The organism is Peptoniphilus genitalis, from assembly GCF_023614525.1.
Classification (GTDB): domain Bacteria; phylum Bacillota; class Clostridia; order Tissierellales; family Peptoniphilaceae; genus Peptoniphilus_A; species Peptoniphilus_A genitalis.
Genome location: NZ_CP097885.1, coordinates 1,762,346 through 1,776,898, shown reverse-complemented (window position 1 = coordinate 1,776,898; position 14,553 = coordinate 1,762,346). Strand labels below are relative to the sequence as shown.

The window sequence follows — 14,553 nt, the reverse complement described above, 5'->3', positions numbered from 1 at the left end:
CCTACTCATTAAATACTAAAATAAATGTAATATTATCCATGCCACCATTTTTTAGGGCTAAGTCTAGAAGCATATCCCTAGCTTCTTCAGGGCTGTTTTCTTTTACAATCTTAAATATTTCCTCATCAGGAACCATATTTGTAAGCCCGTCAGAACAAAATAAAAGTACATCCTTATCCTTAATGTTAAGAGTGTTAACTATAACCTCTATATCAGATGTGGTCCCCATAGCCTTAGTTAAGACATTTTTCTTGGGGTGATTTTTTGCTTCTTCTTCCGTAATTTCTCCAATTTCAATTAGATAATTTACAAAGGAATCATCTTGAGTTATTTGCTCCATCTCTTCATTTATCCTGTAGATCCTAGAATCTCCTATATTTGAATAAATAAGGACATCATCTAAGATAAGTCCACTTGATAAAGTAGTTCCCATTCCCCTGTAATCTTCATTTTCTTGGGAGCTCTCATAGATTTTTTTATTGGCATCTCGAATAGAAGAAGAGAGGATTTCTATTGCATCATCAATGCTTGTCACTTCCCTTTCTCCTGCAAAGTCCTGTCCAATTATTTCAGTTGCCATCTTAGATGCTCTTTCACCTGCAAGATGACCTCCCATTCCATCAGCCAATACATATAAGTTTTTTGATTCATTTACATAATATGAATCTTCATTGTTTTTTCTGTAGTTGCCTACATTTGTTGCTGATACTACTTTCATTCATTTCACCTCGATCTTACGCCTAAGTTGTCCACATGAGGCACTGATGTCGCTACCTAGTTCTCTTCTTATCGTTACATTAAATCCCTTTTTCTCAAGTTTATTTTTGAAGTCATTGATTTCAGCCTTAGAAGGCCTTTTCTCATCAAATTCTTCTATGGGATTTAAGGGAATTAAGTTTATATGACACTTTAAGTTTTTTGCAAAATTATAAAGTTCATCAATATTTTTAACTCCATCATTTTGATTTTTTATCATTGTATATTCAAAGGTAATCCTATTATTTGTCTTCTTGACATAATATTCCAAGGATTTTTTTAGTTCAGCAAGATTAAAGCGTCTATTAATTGGCATTAGTGCTGACCTATCTTTGTCATTAGTTTGATGTAGACTAACTGCTAGGTTAATTGGAAGATTTAAATCCGCCATATCATAAATCTTATCAGCTACTCCACAAGTTGAAATTGTAATATTTCTATAGGAGGTGTTGTGGCCCTTCTCGTCGTGAAGAAGTTTTATAAACCTAATTACTTCATCGAAATTATCAAGAGGCTCTCCACTTCCCATCAATATAAAGTTTGAAATTTTTATATTGTATTTATTTTCGATTTCATAAACCTGTCCTAGCATTTCGCCAGCACTTAGGTTCCTAACAAGACCAGACTTTGTTGAAGCACAAAAATCACAACCCATCCTGCATCCAACTTGAGTTGACACACATTGGGAATAACCATGCTTGTATTCCATTAAGACGCCTTCAATTAGGTTTCCATCTTTTAATTTAAAGAGCATCTTTCTCGTTTCATCTATGTCTGAGTCGAAACTTTTAAAAATTTCAATCTTATTTACTTCTTCATCTTTTATAAGGGAGATGGCCTTTGCCGAAAGATTTGAGTTCTCCACATCATATCTCTTTTTGTCGTGGAAAAAAGTAAAAAGTTGCGTGCCCCTAAAGGCTTTCCCTTTTCTATCTTCAAAAAATTGGCGCAGTTCATCTTCATACATAGAATTTAATTCCATTAAAACCACCTATTCATCTAATCATTATACCATTAGACATCTACAAATAAAAATAGATTTAAAGAAATTAATCAAATACAAAAAAAGACTGAGAAAAAATTTCACAGCCTTCAATAATTATTAATTTTTTTCTAAGAGACAAATAGAAAAACCATCTGAACCATCTACTGATGGAAAAAGTTTTAATACATCCTTGTCTCTTAATTTTTTTATTTTAAAGTTTTCGTTCTCTTTTAAAAAGTTCTCGATAACATCTTCGTTCTCAATCTTTGATAGAGAACAAGTTGAGTAAAGCAAAAGTCCCTTTTCTCTTACATACTCTTTGGCCTTGTTTAAAATTTCTAATTGAATTACTCCAAGTTCCTTTAAGTCATCAATCCCCTTATTCCATTTTATGTCAGGTTTCTTCCTATAGAGTCCTGTCCCAGAACAAGGTGCATCGACTAAGACGTAATCAAAGTTATTAATAAACTCTTCATTCAAGACTCTAGCATCATTAACCCTTGGAGATATGTTTGTGCATCCAAGTCTCTTGGCATTTTCCTTTATTAGTTTTATTTTTCCCTTGGACTTGTCACAGGCAATTATTTCTCCTGTGTTATCCATGAGCTCTGATAAGTGAGTAGTTTTTCCACCAGGTGCTGCACAAAGATCAAGTACTTTTGAATCTTTGCTTGGATTTAAAAAAGTAGAAACCAAAATTGATCCTAGATCTTGTACATAGAAGTGACCTTTTTCAAAAAATTCAGTGTCTATAATTCCATTGGGATTTAAAACATTTAGGGCATTCACGTAAGTTGTTTCTTCGATGTCAAAGCCAGACTCAGTTAAGTTTTTAATAAGCTCATCCCTATTAATTTTCAAAGTGTTAACCCTAATAGTAAAGGGCGGTTTTTCATTATTTGCCTTTAAAAGTTTTTTTGTAAATTCCTCTCCATACTTGTCATAGAAGTACTCTGTATAAAATCTTGGATGAGAATAGTAAGTTGAGAGATTATCTATTGAATTCTTTAAGGTAACTTGAAGAGCTTTCTCTTTCGAAATACTTCTCAAAATTCCATTTGTAAAAGATATGGATCCCTTGTTGCCATAAATTTTTGCAAGATTAACAGATTCATCAACTATAGAATAATCAGGAACCTTGTCGAGAAAATACATTTGGTAAATTGCCATCTCCAAGATGCTAAGTATAATTTTGTGAATCCTATTAAATCTAACTTTAGAATTCTCTCTTATAACATAGTCTAAGTAAGTTTTGTTTCTAACAACGCCTGTTGTTATTTCTTTAATGAAGGCAAAGTCTCTTTCATCAATATTTGATGCTTTTAAAATTTCTAAACTTTCCTCTAAAAATGTCCCCTTATAGAGGACATCGTTAATTATTTGTAGTGCTTTTTCTCTTGTGTTCTTCATTAATCTCTTCTTCCAAATATACTAAGTAGTCTCAAAAATTGTCCAATTGCAACTAAAGTTGATGCAACGTAAGTTAGTGCCGCTGCACTTAGAACTTCTCTTGTGCCTTTTAAATCTTCATCAGATATAATCCCCATAGCAAGCTCTTCTTTTGCCCTGTTTGATGCATTAAATTCAACAGGCAAAGTCACAATTTGAAATAAAACTGCAAAGAAGAAGAGAGCAATACCTAACTTAGTAAAAAATACAGAGAAGAAAAATCCTAGTATTATTAAAAAGAAGGAGACTTGTGTCCCAAGATTTGCAAGTGGAACTAAGGCTGTCCTAAGCTTTAGCGGAGCATAGTCAACTGAGTCTTGGATAGCATGACCAACTTCATGAGCTGCAATAGAAACTGATGCAATAGAATTTCTATAATAGACATCTCTTGATAGGTTTAAAGTCTTATCTCTGGGATCATAGTGATCCGAAAGTTTTCCATCAACCATCCTAATGCTTACATTTGAAAGTCCATTTCTATCTAAAATTTCTCTAGCAACTTCTGCACCACTTAAATTTGTAGAAGCGGGTATTTTTTTATATTTTTCATAAGCAGAGCTAATTTTTGCCTGTGCATACATGGCAAGAATTAAGCCTGGTAGTATATAAATTAAATAAGAAAAATCATAAGTGTAAAAATATGGTCCAAACATTATTTTCCTCCAATCACATAATTTTCTTGGAATTTATTTCCTCGTAAGAAATCATCTATTCCCATGGCCCTTTTGCCTGGTGCTTGTATTTCTTTAACAGAAATTGCCCCATCACCTGTTTTAATAATTAATTCTTTGTCAGATTTTATTATCCTTCCTGCTTCTAAATCATTTTTGTCTTCAAGTTCTTCTGCCTTGTAAATTTTATAGAACTTATCATAATATTTGAACCTTACCCCATAGTGTGGGCTAAGTCCTCTTATTTTATTTACTATATTTGCAGAAGTGTCATTAAAATCTAAATCTAAATCATTTTTTAAAATCTTATTAGCGTAGGTCTTTTTGTCTTCATCTTGTTCTATAAATTCTACTGGTCCATTTGAAGCATCAAGTACAAACTCTTCTAGTAGATCTGCGCCCATATGTGAAAGCTTATCTTCAAGTTCTCCTGCATTCATTTCTTCAATTTCAATTTCTTTCACAGCAGAAACTGGTCCGGCATCAAGACCTTCTTCAACCTTCATTAGGCTGACACCAGTCTTGGAATGGCCTTCCATAATAGCTCTGTTAATTGGAGCTGCCCCTCTTAGATATGGCAAAAGAGAAGCGTGAACATTCACTATATATTTTTTGGGCAAGTCTATAATTTCTTGACTCAAGATTTGACCATAGGCAACTACAACTATAATGTCAGCTTCAACATGTCTTAATTTGTCAATTGCTTCAGGAGAATTTACATCTGCTGGCTGGTAAACTTCAAGCCCAAGTTCTTCTGCCTTAACTTTTACAGGAGTTTTAGTAAATTTCTTTCCCCTGCCCTTTCTCTTGTCTTCTTGAGATACTACAAGAGCTACTTCTCCTAGAGTATTTAGTCTTTCCAAAATTGGAACAGAAAAATCAGGAGTTCCCATAAAGATAAACTTCATTATTCTTCACTCTCCGCTTCATACATATCTATTGCCTTATCTGTATAAAGTATTCCGTCAAGATGGTCTGTCTCATGTTGGATAATCCTAGCCAAAAAGTCTTCAGCCTCCATAAGTTTTTCTTGACCCTCTAGGTCATTATACTTAACCTTAATGTGCTTTGCCCTCTTAACTGTTCCTTGTTTCCCAGGAACTGAAAGACAACCTTCCATTGAGACTTCTTCTCCATCTTTTTCTATAATCTCAGGGTTAATCATGTAAAATCTCATTGGCTTTTCGCCCTCATCATTATCTTCTTCCCTGTTATCAACAACAATTACTCTTTTTAAGATTCCAATTTGAGGAGCTGCAAGTCCAACTCCAGGAGCAAGGTCCATAGTTTCGTACATATCATCTATTAAAAATTTTAATCTATCATTATAATTAGTAACTACTTTTGATTTTTTCCTAAGAATAGGATCTCCATCTGTTCTAATTTTTCTTATTGCCATTAAACCACCTAAAATTCTATATTTAAAATAATTTTTCTTTCATTTTCTATCTTACTGTTATTTATTACCCTATTAAGACCTTCAATTAACAATCCAAGGTCCTTAGGCTTGACTTTGAGGGAAAATTTAGTCTTGTTAATATTTTTTATCCTTGGCATCTTAATAAATTTTGTAACCATAATATCCATTCCCTTTAAGTCAATAGACATTTGTTGTAAAAACTTTTCTGCCCAAACTTGAGTTAGGTTTTCATCATAGGATGAAAATTCAAGTTCAATTAATTTTGTATAAGGAGGATACAAGAAAGTCTTCCTCTCTTCAATTTCATACTGGTAGAAGTCTTCATAATCTCCCTTAGCAGAGTAATTTATGATTTCACTGTCAGGACTGTAGGTTTGAATTATCACTTTCCCCTTCTTTGATGCACGACCAGCCCTTCCAGAAACTTGAGTAATAAGTTGGAAGGTTCTCTCTCTTGCCTTGTAATCAGAAATGTATAAGGACATGTCTGCTGCTACTATACCCACAAGAGTTACATCTTCAAAGTCAAATCCCTTTGAAACCATTTGAGTGCCTATAATTACATCAGCTTCCTTATTCTTTATCTTTTCATAAAATTCATTAAAGGAGTTTTTTTTCCCAGTTGTATCTCTGTCCATCCTTAGAACTCTAGCCTCTGGAAAATATTTTTTGACTTCTTCCTCAACTCTTTGGGTTCCAACTCCAAATTGTTTTATAAATTTCGATCCACATGAAGGACATAACTTAGGTAAAGCTTTTGTCTTTCCACAATAGTGACATATTAGCCTATTCTTTGCCTTGTGATAGGTCATAGATATGTCACAGTCGTCACACTTTATAACTTCTCCACAAGACCTACAAGAAATAAAGTTAGAAAAGCCCCTTCTATTTAAAAATAGGATGATTTGCTCCTTGTTGTTTATCTTCTCTTCTATAGCTTTTTTTAATTCTCTACTAAATATTGAGACGTTACCCATAGTTAGTTCATCTCTCATGTCAACTATCTCTGTATCGGGTAGAAAGGCTCCCTTCTTTGCCCTATTTTTTAATTGGCAAAGATTATAAAATCCCTTCTTGGCATAGAAATAGGATTCCACTGAAGGAGTTGCAGATCCAAGAACCACCTTACCTCTATCCTTCATCCTATTTATAGCAACTTCTATGGTGTCGTACTTTAAGTTGTCGTGAAAGTCATAGGAAGAGTCGTGAGCCTCGTCAACAATAATCATTTTTAAATTTTTAAAAGGAACGAATACGGCAGACCTCACTCCAACTACGACCTTTACCTGGTCATTTAGGACCTTCCTATATTCATCATATCTTTCACCTGCTGAGAGCTTAGAGTGGATTATTGCCACTTCATTTCCAAACCAAGATTTAAATCTCTCAATCATTTGTGGTGTTAAACCAATTTCTGGTACAAGGACAATAACTTGGCCACCATCTTCTATGACCTTTGAGGTTAAATTTAAATAAACTTCAGTCTTGCCTGATCCAGTTAGACCATGAAGAAGAGACACAACTTTATCAGTCTCTTGTATGCTTTTTAAAGCTTCCTGCTGCTCATCATTTAATGCCAACTTATTTGTTTTATAAGGATTTTCCACAGGTTCTCGATTTACCTCTTTTTTATATTCTTCAATTAAGTTTCTTTTCATTAAACTCTTAATTGGGGAATAAGAAATATCTAAATCCTTCATTACATCTGCCCTAGATATATCTTTCTTATCTTTTATAAAATTAAAAACCTGAGCTTGCTTCTCGCTTATGCCCTCAAGATTTTTTGGATCAAAATTCTTTGAAATTTTTAAATAGTTCACAAGCTTTGGTTTTATAGTCACAAGTGAATCGTAAATATATTTTATATATCCCTTTGTCCTTAATCTCTTAATAAGAATTTTTTCATCATCACTTAAGTCTTCAAAGTATTTTGATAAGTCAACAGAATTTAAATCTTCCAGGTCTTTGCCATGGGGATACTTCTCCACAAGAATTTTCTTTTTAATTCTTTGAAGGTTTCCTGGTGGTAAAATTGGAGAGAAGGCCTTTGAATAACCGATAATGTACCTTTCTTTCATCCAGAGTCCAAGTTTTATTAAGTCCTCAGATATTATTGGTTCATCGTCAAGGACTGAATGGATTTCCTTTAACTTTTCTAGGTGATTTCCAGAGTAATTTTCATGTAAAAAAAGGACGATACCAACTCGGTAAGATTTGCCAAAATTTACGAGTACTCGCATACCAGGTTGAACATCATCTTTTACTATGTATGTATAAAGTTTATCAATTTTTTGAAAATTATTTTCTATAAAAATATCTGCAAACATATCTTCACCCACAAAAGAGCTAGATTTCTCTAGCTCATAAGTTTTTTTGCCCTATCTAAAATTTCTCTTGCAAGTTCAGTCTTACTCATAATTTCTAAATCATCAGTCTTGTCTCGTGAAATAATAGAAACTATGTTAGTGTCGCTACCAAAACCTGCGCCTTCTTTTTTTATATTGTTAACAACTATAATATCAAAATTCTTTTTTATTAGTTTTTCTTTTGCATACTCATAGATGTTAGTCGACTCAGCTGCAAATCCAACTATAACTTGGTTTTTCTTTAGACTGCCATAGTGTGCGGCAATGTCAGGATTTTTTTCCATCTCAATAAGATTCATCTGACTGTCGCTACCTTTTTTAATCTTTTCTTCACTATAAGTCTTTGGTCTATAATCACTTGGAGCTGCTGCCTTAATTAATATGTCGCAGTCATCAAAGTATTTTCCAACAGCATCAAACATTTGACGAGTTGAATCTACTCTAACAAAGTTATCAACCTTTGGAACTTCTATTTTTGTTGGTCCAGAAATAAGAGTTACCTTTGCTCCTCTTTTTTTTGCATTGTCAGCAAGAGCATAACCCATTTTACCTGAAGAGTAATTGGAAATAAACCTAACTGGATCAAGTGCTTCTCTTGTAGGTCCAGCAGTTATTACAACGTGTTTGCCTTCAAGATCTTTCTCAGTAAGAGCCCTATCAATTTCATCAACTATTTCGCTAGGCTCCAGCATCTTACCACTACCATAGTCGTTACATGCAAGAAGGTCCTCTTTAGTGTCTAAGATTAAAACTCCCCTGTCTCTAAGAGCTTGCATATTTTTTTGATTAGCTTCTGAATTAAGCATTACCGTATTCATTCCAGGAGCCAAGATTACCTTAGACCTTGATGCCATTAGGACTGTGGATAACATATCATCAGCAATTCCATTGGCAAATTTTCCAATAATATTTGCAGTTGCTGGAGCTATAACAATTATATCTGCCCACTTAGCAAGAGATATGTGCTCAACATCCATGTTAAATAGTTGGTTAAACATTTCACCATGTACCACATTGTTAGACATAGTTTGAAAAGTAAGAGGGGTTACAAATTCAGTGGCATTCTTTGTCATTACGACCTTTACTTCTGCCCCTAGTTTTCTCAAAAGACTGCAAATACCTGGTGACTTATAAGCCGCAATCCCACCTGTTACTCCAAGTAGAATTTTTTTACCTTTTAGCATCTTATTCCTCTTCTACTTCCTCTTTATTTAAATCTTCAATCTTTTTTTGTTTGATTTCTTGGATAAGATTTTCTTTTTCTTCAGCGATTTTTTCTTCGTATTCTGAATCACTTAATCTTTCTCCAAATTTTATTTTACCAGCCATGATTTCTTCGATAGCTATTGTAACTGGCTTATCGCTATCTGTATCAACAAGAGCTGGGTTTCCATCTATAAGCTTTCTTGCTCTCTTTGATACTAAGATTGCAAGTTCATATCTTGAATCTGCAACTTCTTTTAATTCTTTAAAAGATGGTATAATCATTTGCTTCTCTCCTCTTCTGCTTGAACTTCCTTCTTAATATTTTTGTGCCTTTTAACCCTAAGTTTTTCAGCTGCTATAATAGTTTCAATGTCTTTTACAGCATTATCAATCACATCGTTAATAACAAAGTAGTCATATTCTCCTACGAAATCAAGTTCTCTAAAGGCATTTCTATATCTTGTTTCAATTTCATCTTCAGTTTCTGTATCTCTCTTAACTAGACGAGATCTTAATTCATCCATAGTAGGCGGAATTAAAAATATGAAAACTGCTTCCTTATACTTTTCTTTGATTTGAAGGGCGCCTTGTACATCTATTTCAAGAAGGACAATTTCTCCCTTTTCTATTTCATCAAAAACAAACTTCTTTGGTGTTCCGTAGTAGTTAGTGTGAACAAAGGCATGCTCCAAAAGCTCATCCTTTTCTACCATTTCTTCAAATTCTTCTCTTGTGGCAAAAAAGTAGTTTTCGCCATTAACTTCTCCTGGTCTAGGAGTCCTAGTAGTAACAGAAGTTGAGAAAATAATATCGTCATTATTTTTCATTAGAGCTTCACTTACTGTTCCCTTTCCGGAACCAGAAGGACCTGATAAAACTAATAAAAATCCGCCGTCCAAATAATCACCATCCTAATTTTTATTATTCAACATTTTGCGCTTGTTCACGCAATTTTTCTATTTCTGATTTTAGCATTACAACAGCACTTGTAATTTCTATATCATTGGATTTTGAACCTATGGTGTTAGCTTCCCTATTCAATTCTTGAATTAGGAAGTCTAATTTTCTTCCAATTGGTCCCTCTTCATTTATTATATCATTAAAATTTTGAATATGGATTTTAAGCCTTGTAATTTCTTCATCAATTGAAAGTTTATCAAGCATTATTGCTATTTCTGTCAAAATCCTATCTTCATTTACTTCACTTGATTGTAGAAATTCAGCTACTCTTTCTCTCAATCTGTTTTCATTTTCTTTTAAGCTTATTGGAGCTCTTTCTTCAACAAAATAAGTAAGTCTTTCAACTTCATCGAGCTTGATTTTAAAATCTTCCCTAATCTTTTCACCTTCGAAGGCTCTTGATTTGAGAAAATCTTTGGCAGCTTCGTCGAGAACCTTTAAAAGTTCTTCCTTAATATAGTCGCCATCAAAATCAGCTTTTTGAGCTTTTACTATATTTGAGTCCTTCATAATCTTAGAGAAAGATAAGTCTGAGCTTAATCCATAATTTTCCTCTAATTCTTTACTTATACTAATATACTTATTTAAAAGCTCATAGTCAATATCTATTTCAACCTGGCTTGAGTCCAAGTATTCAAAGTTTATGAATACATCAACCTTGCCTCTTTTGATTTTTGACTTAATAAAAGATCTTACAGCTTCTTCTGCATACATAATTGAGCCAGGCATCCTGACATTCGTGTCGAGATATCTGTTGTTAACAGATTTCATCTCCACTTTTATATAAAAATCTTCACACTTTTTTTCAAAAAGGCCGTAGCCAGTCATGCTATTCATAAATTACTCCTCATAAAGAACAAAAAGCACTAAAAAGTGCTTTTCATTTTATTTTACAACTATATTTACAATCTTATTTGGAATATAAATTTTCTTAACAACATTTTTTCCATCAATATTCTTAGCGAAAAGTTCATCCTTTTCTGCAATTTCAAATACTGTATCTTGTGAAGCATCTCTTTCAATATTAATTGTATATCTAACTTTTCCATTAAATTGAACTGGAATTTCTATTTCATTATCAATAGTTAATTCTTCTTCAAATATTGGCCAAGTTTGTTCTGATAATACTCCACCTAGGTTGCAAACTTCCCATAATTCTTCTGTAATGTGAGGTGCAACTGGATTTAATAAAATTAAGAAAGTTCTAAAGTCTTCCTTAGTAATCTTACCAAGGTCACTAAATTCATTGGAAAGAGTCATAAGTTGTGCAATTGCAGTGTTGGCTTTTAAGTTAGCATAATCTTCTGTAACTTTTTTAATAGTCTTGTGGATATCAGTAACTAATTCTTTACTGTATTCATCGCCATCAACAACAATCTCTTGTAGATTCCAAACTCTCTCTAAGAATCTTCTACAACCCTTAACACCATTTTCTGACCAAGGTACAGGTTTTTCAAAGTCACCAATAAACATTTCATAACATCTTAATGTATCCGCACCATAATCTCTAACAATATCATCTGGGTTTACAACATTTCCCCTAGATTTTGACATCTTTTCATTATTTCCACCAAGAATCATTCCGTGAGAAGTTCTTTTTTGGTATGGTTCTTTAGTTGGAACAACACCAATATCGTATAGGAACTTGTGCCAGAATCTTGAGTATAGTAGGTGAAGAGTTGTATGTTCCATACCACCATTGTACCAATCAACTGGAGTCCAATATTCAAGAGCTTCCTTACTAGCAAGTGCTTCATCATTGTGAGGATCAGTATATCTTAAGAAGTACCAAGATGATCCAGCCCATTGTGGCATTGTATCAGTTTCTCTCTTTGCTGGTCCACCACATTTTGGACAAGTAGTGTTAACCCAATCAGTCATCTTAGCAAGAGGAGATTCGCCAGAGTCAGTTGGTTCATAGTTTTCAACTTCTGGAAGTAGAAGTGGAAGTTCCTCTTCAGGAAGAGCTACATAACCACATTTTTCACAGTGAACTATAGGAATTGGTTCTCCCCAGTATCTTTGTCTTGAGAATACCCAGTCTCTTAATTTATAGTTAATTTTTCTATCTCCAAGCTTGTGTTCTTCAAGATAGTCGATCATTTTAGCTATTGCATCTTTAACTTCAAGTCCATCTAGGATACCTGAGTTAATCATTTTTCCGGTGGCAGTTTCTGTATTTGCATGTTCTGATACATCTGAACCTTCAATTACTGGAACAATATTAAGACCAAACTTCTTTGCAAAGTCATAGTCACGATCATCATGGGCAGGTACAGCCATAATAGCTCCTGTTCCATAAGTCATTAGAACATAGTCTGAAATCCAAATTGGAATTTCTTTGTTAGTTAAAGGATTAATTGCCTTAATTCCTTTTATTTCTACACCAGATTTATCTTTTTCAAGTTCAGTTCTTTCGAAGTCACTCTTCTTAGCACATTCTGCCTTATAGGCATTTATTTCCTCTAAGTTTTCAATCTTGTCAGCGTGATTTTCAATTAATGGATGTTCCGGTGCAATTACCATGTAAGTTGCTCCGTAAATTGTATCTGGCCTTGTAGTGAAAACTTCAAGTTTTTCATCGTAGTCCTTAAGTGAGAAGTTTATACTTGCTCCTTCACTTCTACCAATCCAGTTCTTTTGTTGTGTTACAACCCTATCTATAAAGTCAAGATCGTCTAAGTCTTCAATAAGTCTATCTGCGTACTCAGTAATCTTAAGCATCCATTGGCTCTTAACACGTCTTACAACTTCTTCACCACATCTTTCGCACTTTCCACCAACAACTTCTTCGTTGGAAAGTCCTACTTTACATGATGGGCACCAGTTAATTGGCATTTCCTTCTTATAAGCAAGTCCCTTTTTATAAAGTTGTAAGAAAATCCATTGTGTCCATTTATAATATTCAGGATCAGTTGTGTTAATTTCTCTAGACCAGTCAAAGGAAAAACCTATTGACTTTAATTGTTTCTTAAAGTGAGCAATGTTGTTTTTAGTAACAAGTGCTGGATGAATTTTATTTTTTATTGCATAGTTTTCTGTTGGTAGTCCAAAGGCATCCCAACCCATTGGATAAAGTACGTTATATCCTTGCATTCTCTTCATTCTGGAAACTATATCAAGGGCAGTATAAGGTCTTGGGTGACCTACGTGAAGTCCTTGTCCAGATGGATAAGGGAATTCAACTAGAGCATAAAATTTTTCCTTGTCTGAATTATTTTCACATACAAAGGATTCATGTTCATCCCAAAAGTCTTGCCACTTTTTTTCTATTTCACTTGGTGTATATTTATTCATAATAACTCCTAAAATTTCAAAAATTAAAATTCAGCATTTCCAACAGTTCTTGGGAATGGAATTACGTCTCTTATGTTTTTCATTCCAGTAATATACATTACTGCTCTTTCAAATCCTAGACCAAATCCTGAGTGAACTACAGATCCGTATCTTCTTAAATCTAAATACCAATCGTAATTATCCATATCCATTCCAATGTTTTTCATTTTTTCTTCAAGAACATCAAATCTGTGTTCTCTTTGGCTTCCTCCAATGATTTCACCAACTCCTGGTACTAATAGGTCCATAGCTGCAACAGTTTTTTTATCTTCATTTTCATACATATAGAAGGCTTTGATTTCCTTTGGATAGTCAGTTACAAAAACTGGTTTCTTGTAAACTTCTTCTGTAATGTATCTTTCATGTTCTGTTTGTAGGTCAATTCCCCAGCTTACTGGATAGTTAAATTCTTTGTCAGCCTTTTCAAGAATTTCAATAGCTTCTGTATAAGTTATTCTAGCAAATTCATTTTCTACAACATTGTGGAGTCTTTCAAGTAGACCCTTGTCAATAAAGTTGTTGAAAAATTCCATTTCTTGTGGTGCATTTTCAAGTACGTAGGAAATAATGTATTTTAACATTTCTTCTGACACGTCCATGTTTACATTTAAGTCAGCAAAGGCCATTTCTGGTTCAATCATCCAAAATTCTGCAGCATGTCTTTGTGTATTTGAATTTTCTGCCCTAAAAGTTGGTCCAAATGTATAAATATCTCTAAAAGCTTCTGCAAAAGCTTCTGCTTCTAATTGTCCAGATACTGTTAGATGTGTCTTTTTGTTGAAAAAGTCCTTAGAATAATCAACTTCTGTTGGCTCAGATTTAGCAATCTTATCAATATCTAAAGTTGTCACTTGGAACATTTCTCCTGCTCCTTCAGCATCTGAAGTTGTAATAATTGGAGCATGTACGTAAACAAATCCCTTTTCTTGGAAGAACTTATGAATTGCATAGGCAATTAGTGATCTAACTCTAAAAACAGCATTAAATGTGTTTGCTCTTGGACGTAGATGAGCTATTGTTCTCAGATATTCCATTGTGTGTCTCTTCTTTTGAAGCGGGTAAGATGGATCTGATGAACAGATTGCTTCTATCTTATTTGCTTGTAATTCAAAAGATTGGTTTTTTCCAGGTGATTTAACAATTTTTCCGCTTATTTCAAGTGAAGAGCTTATTGGAAATTTTTCAACTTCGTCGAAGTTTTCTAACTCTTTACCATAAACAACTTGAATTGGTTTAAAAACTGTTCCATCAGTGAGTTCAATAAAACCAAAGTTTTTTGAAGCCCTAGATGTTTTCACCCAACCACTTAATACTATTTCTTTATCTAAAAAATCTTCTGGATTCTTAAATATATCTCTAATGCTAATTGACATAATTCCTCCTAATTTTCAATTTCTTACTTAA

General features: G+C 33.6%; 13 protein-coding genes. All 13 read right to left on the bottom strand.

Annotation, left to right across the window (positions count from 1 at the left end):
- Nucleotide 1: 1 nt before the first annotated feature.
- On the bottom strand, nucleotides 2-718 hold the full coding sequence (locus M9426_RS08485; RefSeq protein ID WP_250341974.1) for a Stp1/IreP family PP2C-type Ser/Thr phosphatase: 717 nt from the start codon (nucleotides 716-718) through the stop codon (nucleotides 2-4).
- Complete coding sequence (rlmN, locus tag M9426_RS08480) at nucleotides 719-1,738, bottom strand: dual-specificity RNA methyltransferase RlmN (RefSeq protein ID WP_250341973.1); 1,020 nt, start codon at nucleotides 1,736-1,738, stop codon at nucleotides 719-721.
- Nucleotides 1,739-1,858: 120 nt separating this feature from the next.
- Nucleotides 1,859-3,151 (bottom strand): 16S rRNA (cytosine(967)-C(5))-methyltransferase RsmB, encoded by a 1,293-nt coding sequence (gene rsmB / locus M9426_RS08475; RefSeq protein ID WP_250341972.1) that lies wholly within the window; start codon nucleotides 3,149-3,151, stop codon nucleotides 1,859-1,861.
- Nucleotides 3,151-3,843, bottom strand: a complete 693-nt coding sequence (locus tag M9426_RS08470; protein ID WP_250341971.1) for a zinc metallopeptidase — start codon at nucleotides 3,841-3,843, stop codon at nucleotides 3,151-3,153. The genes rsmB and M9426_RS08470 overlap by 1 nt, the downstream gene beginning before the upstream one ends.
- Entirely contained in the window at nucleotides 3,843-4,769 is a 927-nt protein-coding gene (gene fmt / locus M9426_RS08465) for a methionyl-tRNA formyltransferase (RefSeq protein ID WP_250341970.1), read from the bottom strand. The genes M9426_RS08470 and fmt overlap by 1 nt, the downstream gene beginning before the upstream one ends.
- On the bottom strand, nucleotides 4,769-5,260 hold the full coding sequence (gene def, locus M9426_RS08460; protein WP_250341969.1) for a peptide deformylase: 492 nt from the start codon (nucleotides 5,258-5,260) through the stop codon (nucleotides 4,769-4,771). Before def ends, fmt begins: the two co-directional genes overlap by 1 nt.
- 8 nt (nucleotides 5,261-5,268) lie before the next feature.
- Nucleotides 5,269-7,608 carry a primosomal protein N' gene (gene priA, locus M9426_RS08455; RefSeq protein WP_250341968.1) on the bottom strand — a complete coding sequence of 780 codons (2,340 nt, stop codon included), beginning with the start codon at nucleotides 7,606-7,608 and terminating at the stop codon, nucleotides 5,269-5,271.
- Between the two features lie 29 nt (nucleotides 7,609-7,637).
- Nucleotides 7,638-8,831: a bifunctional phosphopantothenoylcysteine decarboxylase/phosphopantothenate--cysteine ligase CoaBC gene (coaBC, locus tag M9426_RS08450; protein ID WP_250341967.1), complete on the bottom strand. Its 1,194-nt coding sequence runs from the start codon at nucleotides 8,829-8,831 to the stop codon at nucleotides 7,638-7,640.
- Between the two features lies 1 nt (nucleotide 8,832).
- Complete coding sequence (gene rpoZ, locus M9426_RS08445; RefSeq protein ID WP_148465526.1) at nucleotides 8,833-9,135, bottom strand: DNA-directed RNA polymerase subunit omega; 303 nt, start codon at nucleotides 9,133-9,135, stop codon at nucleotides 8,833-8,835.
- The gene (gene gmk / locus M9426_RS08440; protein WP_005956769.1) at nucleotides 9,132-9,752 is read right to left on the bottom strand and encodes a guanylate kinase; all 621 of its coding nucleotides are present in this window, start codon (nucleotides 9,750-9,752) and stop codon (nucleotides 9,132-9,134) included. The genes rpoZ and gmk overlap by 4 nt, the downstream gene beginning before the upstream one ends.
- 22 nt (nucleotides 9,753-9,774) lie before the next feature.
- Nucleotides 9,775-10,650, bottom strand: coding sequence for a YicC/YloC family endoribonuclease (locus M9426_RS08435; RefSeq protein WP_250341966.1), 876 nt, complete (start codon nucleotides 10,648-10,650; stop codon nucleotides 9,775-9,777).
- Nucleotides 10,651-10,698: 48 nt separating this feature from the next.
- Nucleotides 10,699-13,110: a leucine--tRNA ligase gene (gene leuS / locus M9426_RS08430; protein WP_250341965.1), complete on the bottom strand. Its 2,412-nt coding sequence runs from the start codon at nucleotides 13,108-13,110 to the stop codon at nucleotides 10,699-10,701.
- 23 nt (nucleotides 13,111-13,133) lie between these two features.
- A complete protein-coding gene (gene asnS, locus M9426_RS08425) occupies nucleotides 13,134-14,522 on the bottom strand; it encodes an asparagine--tRNA ligase (protein ID WP_060800104.1) in 1,389 nt (462 codons plus the stop codon).
- Between the last annotated feature and the right edge of the window lie 31 nt (nucleotides 14,523-14,553).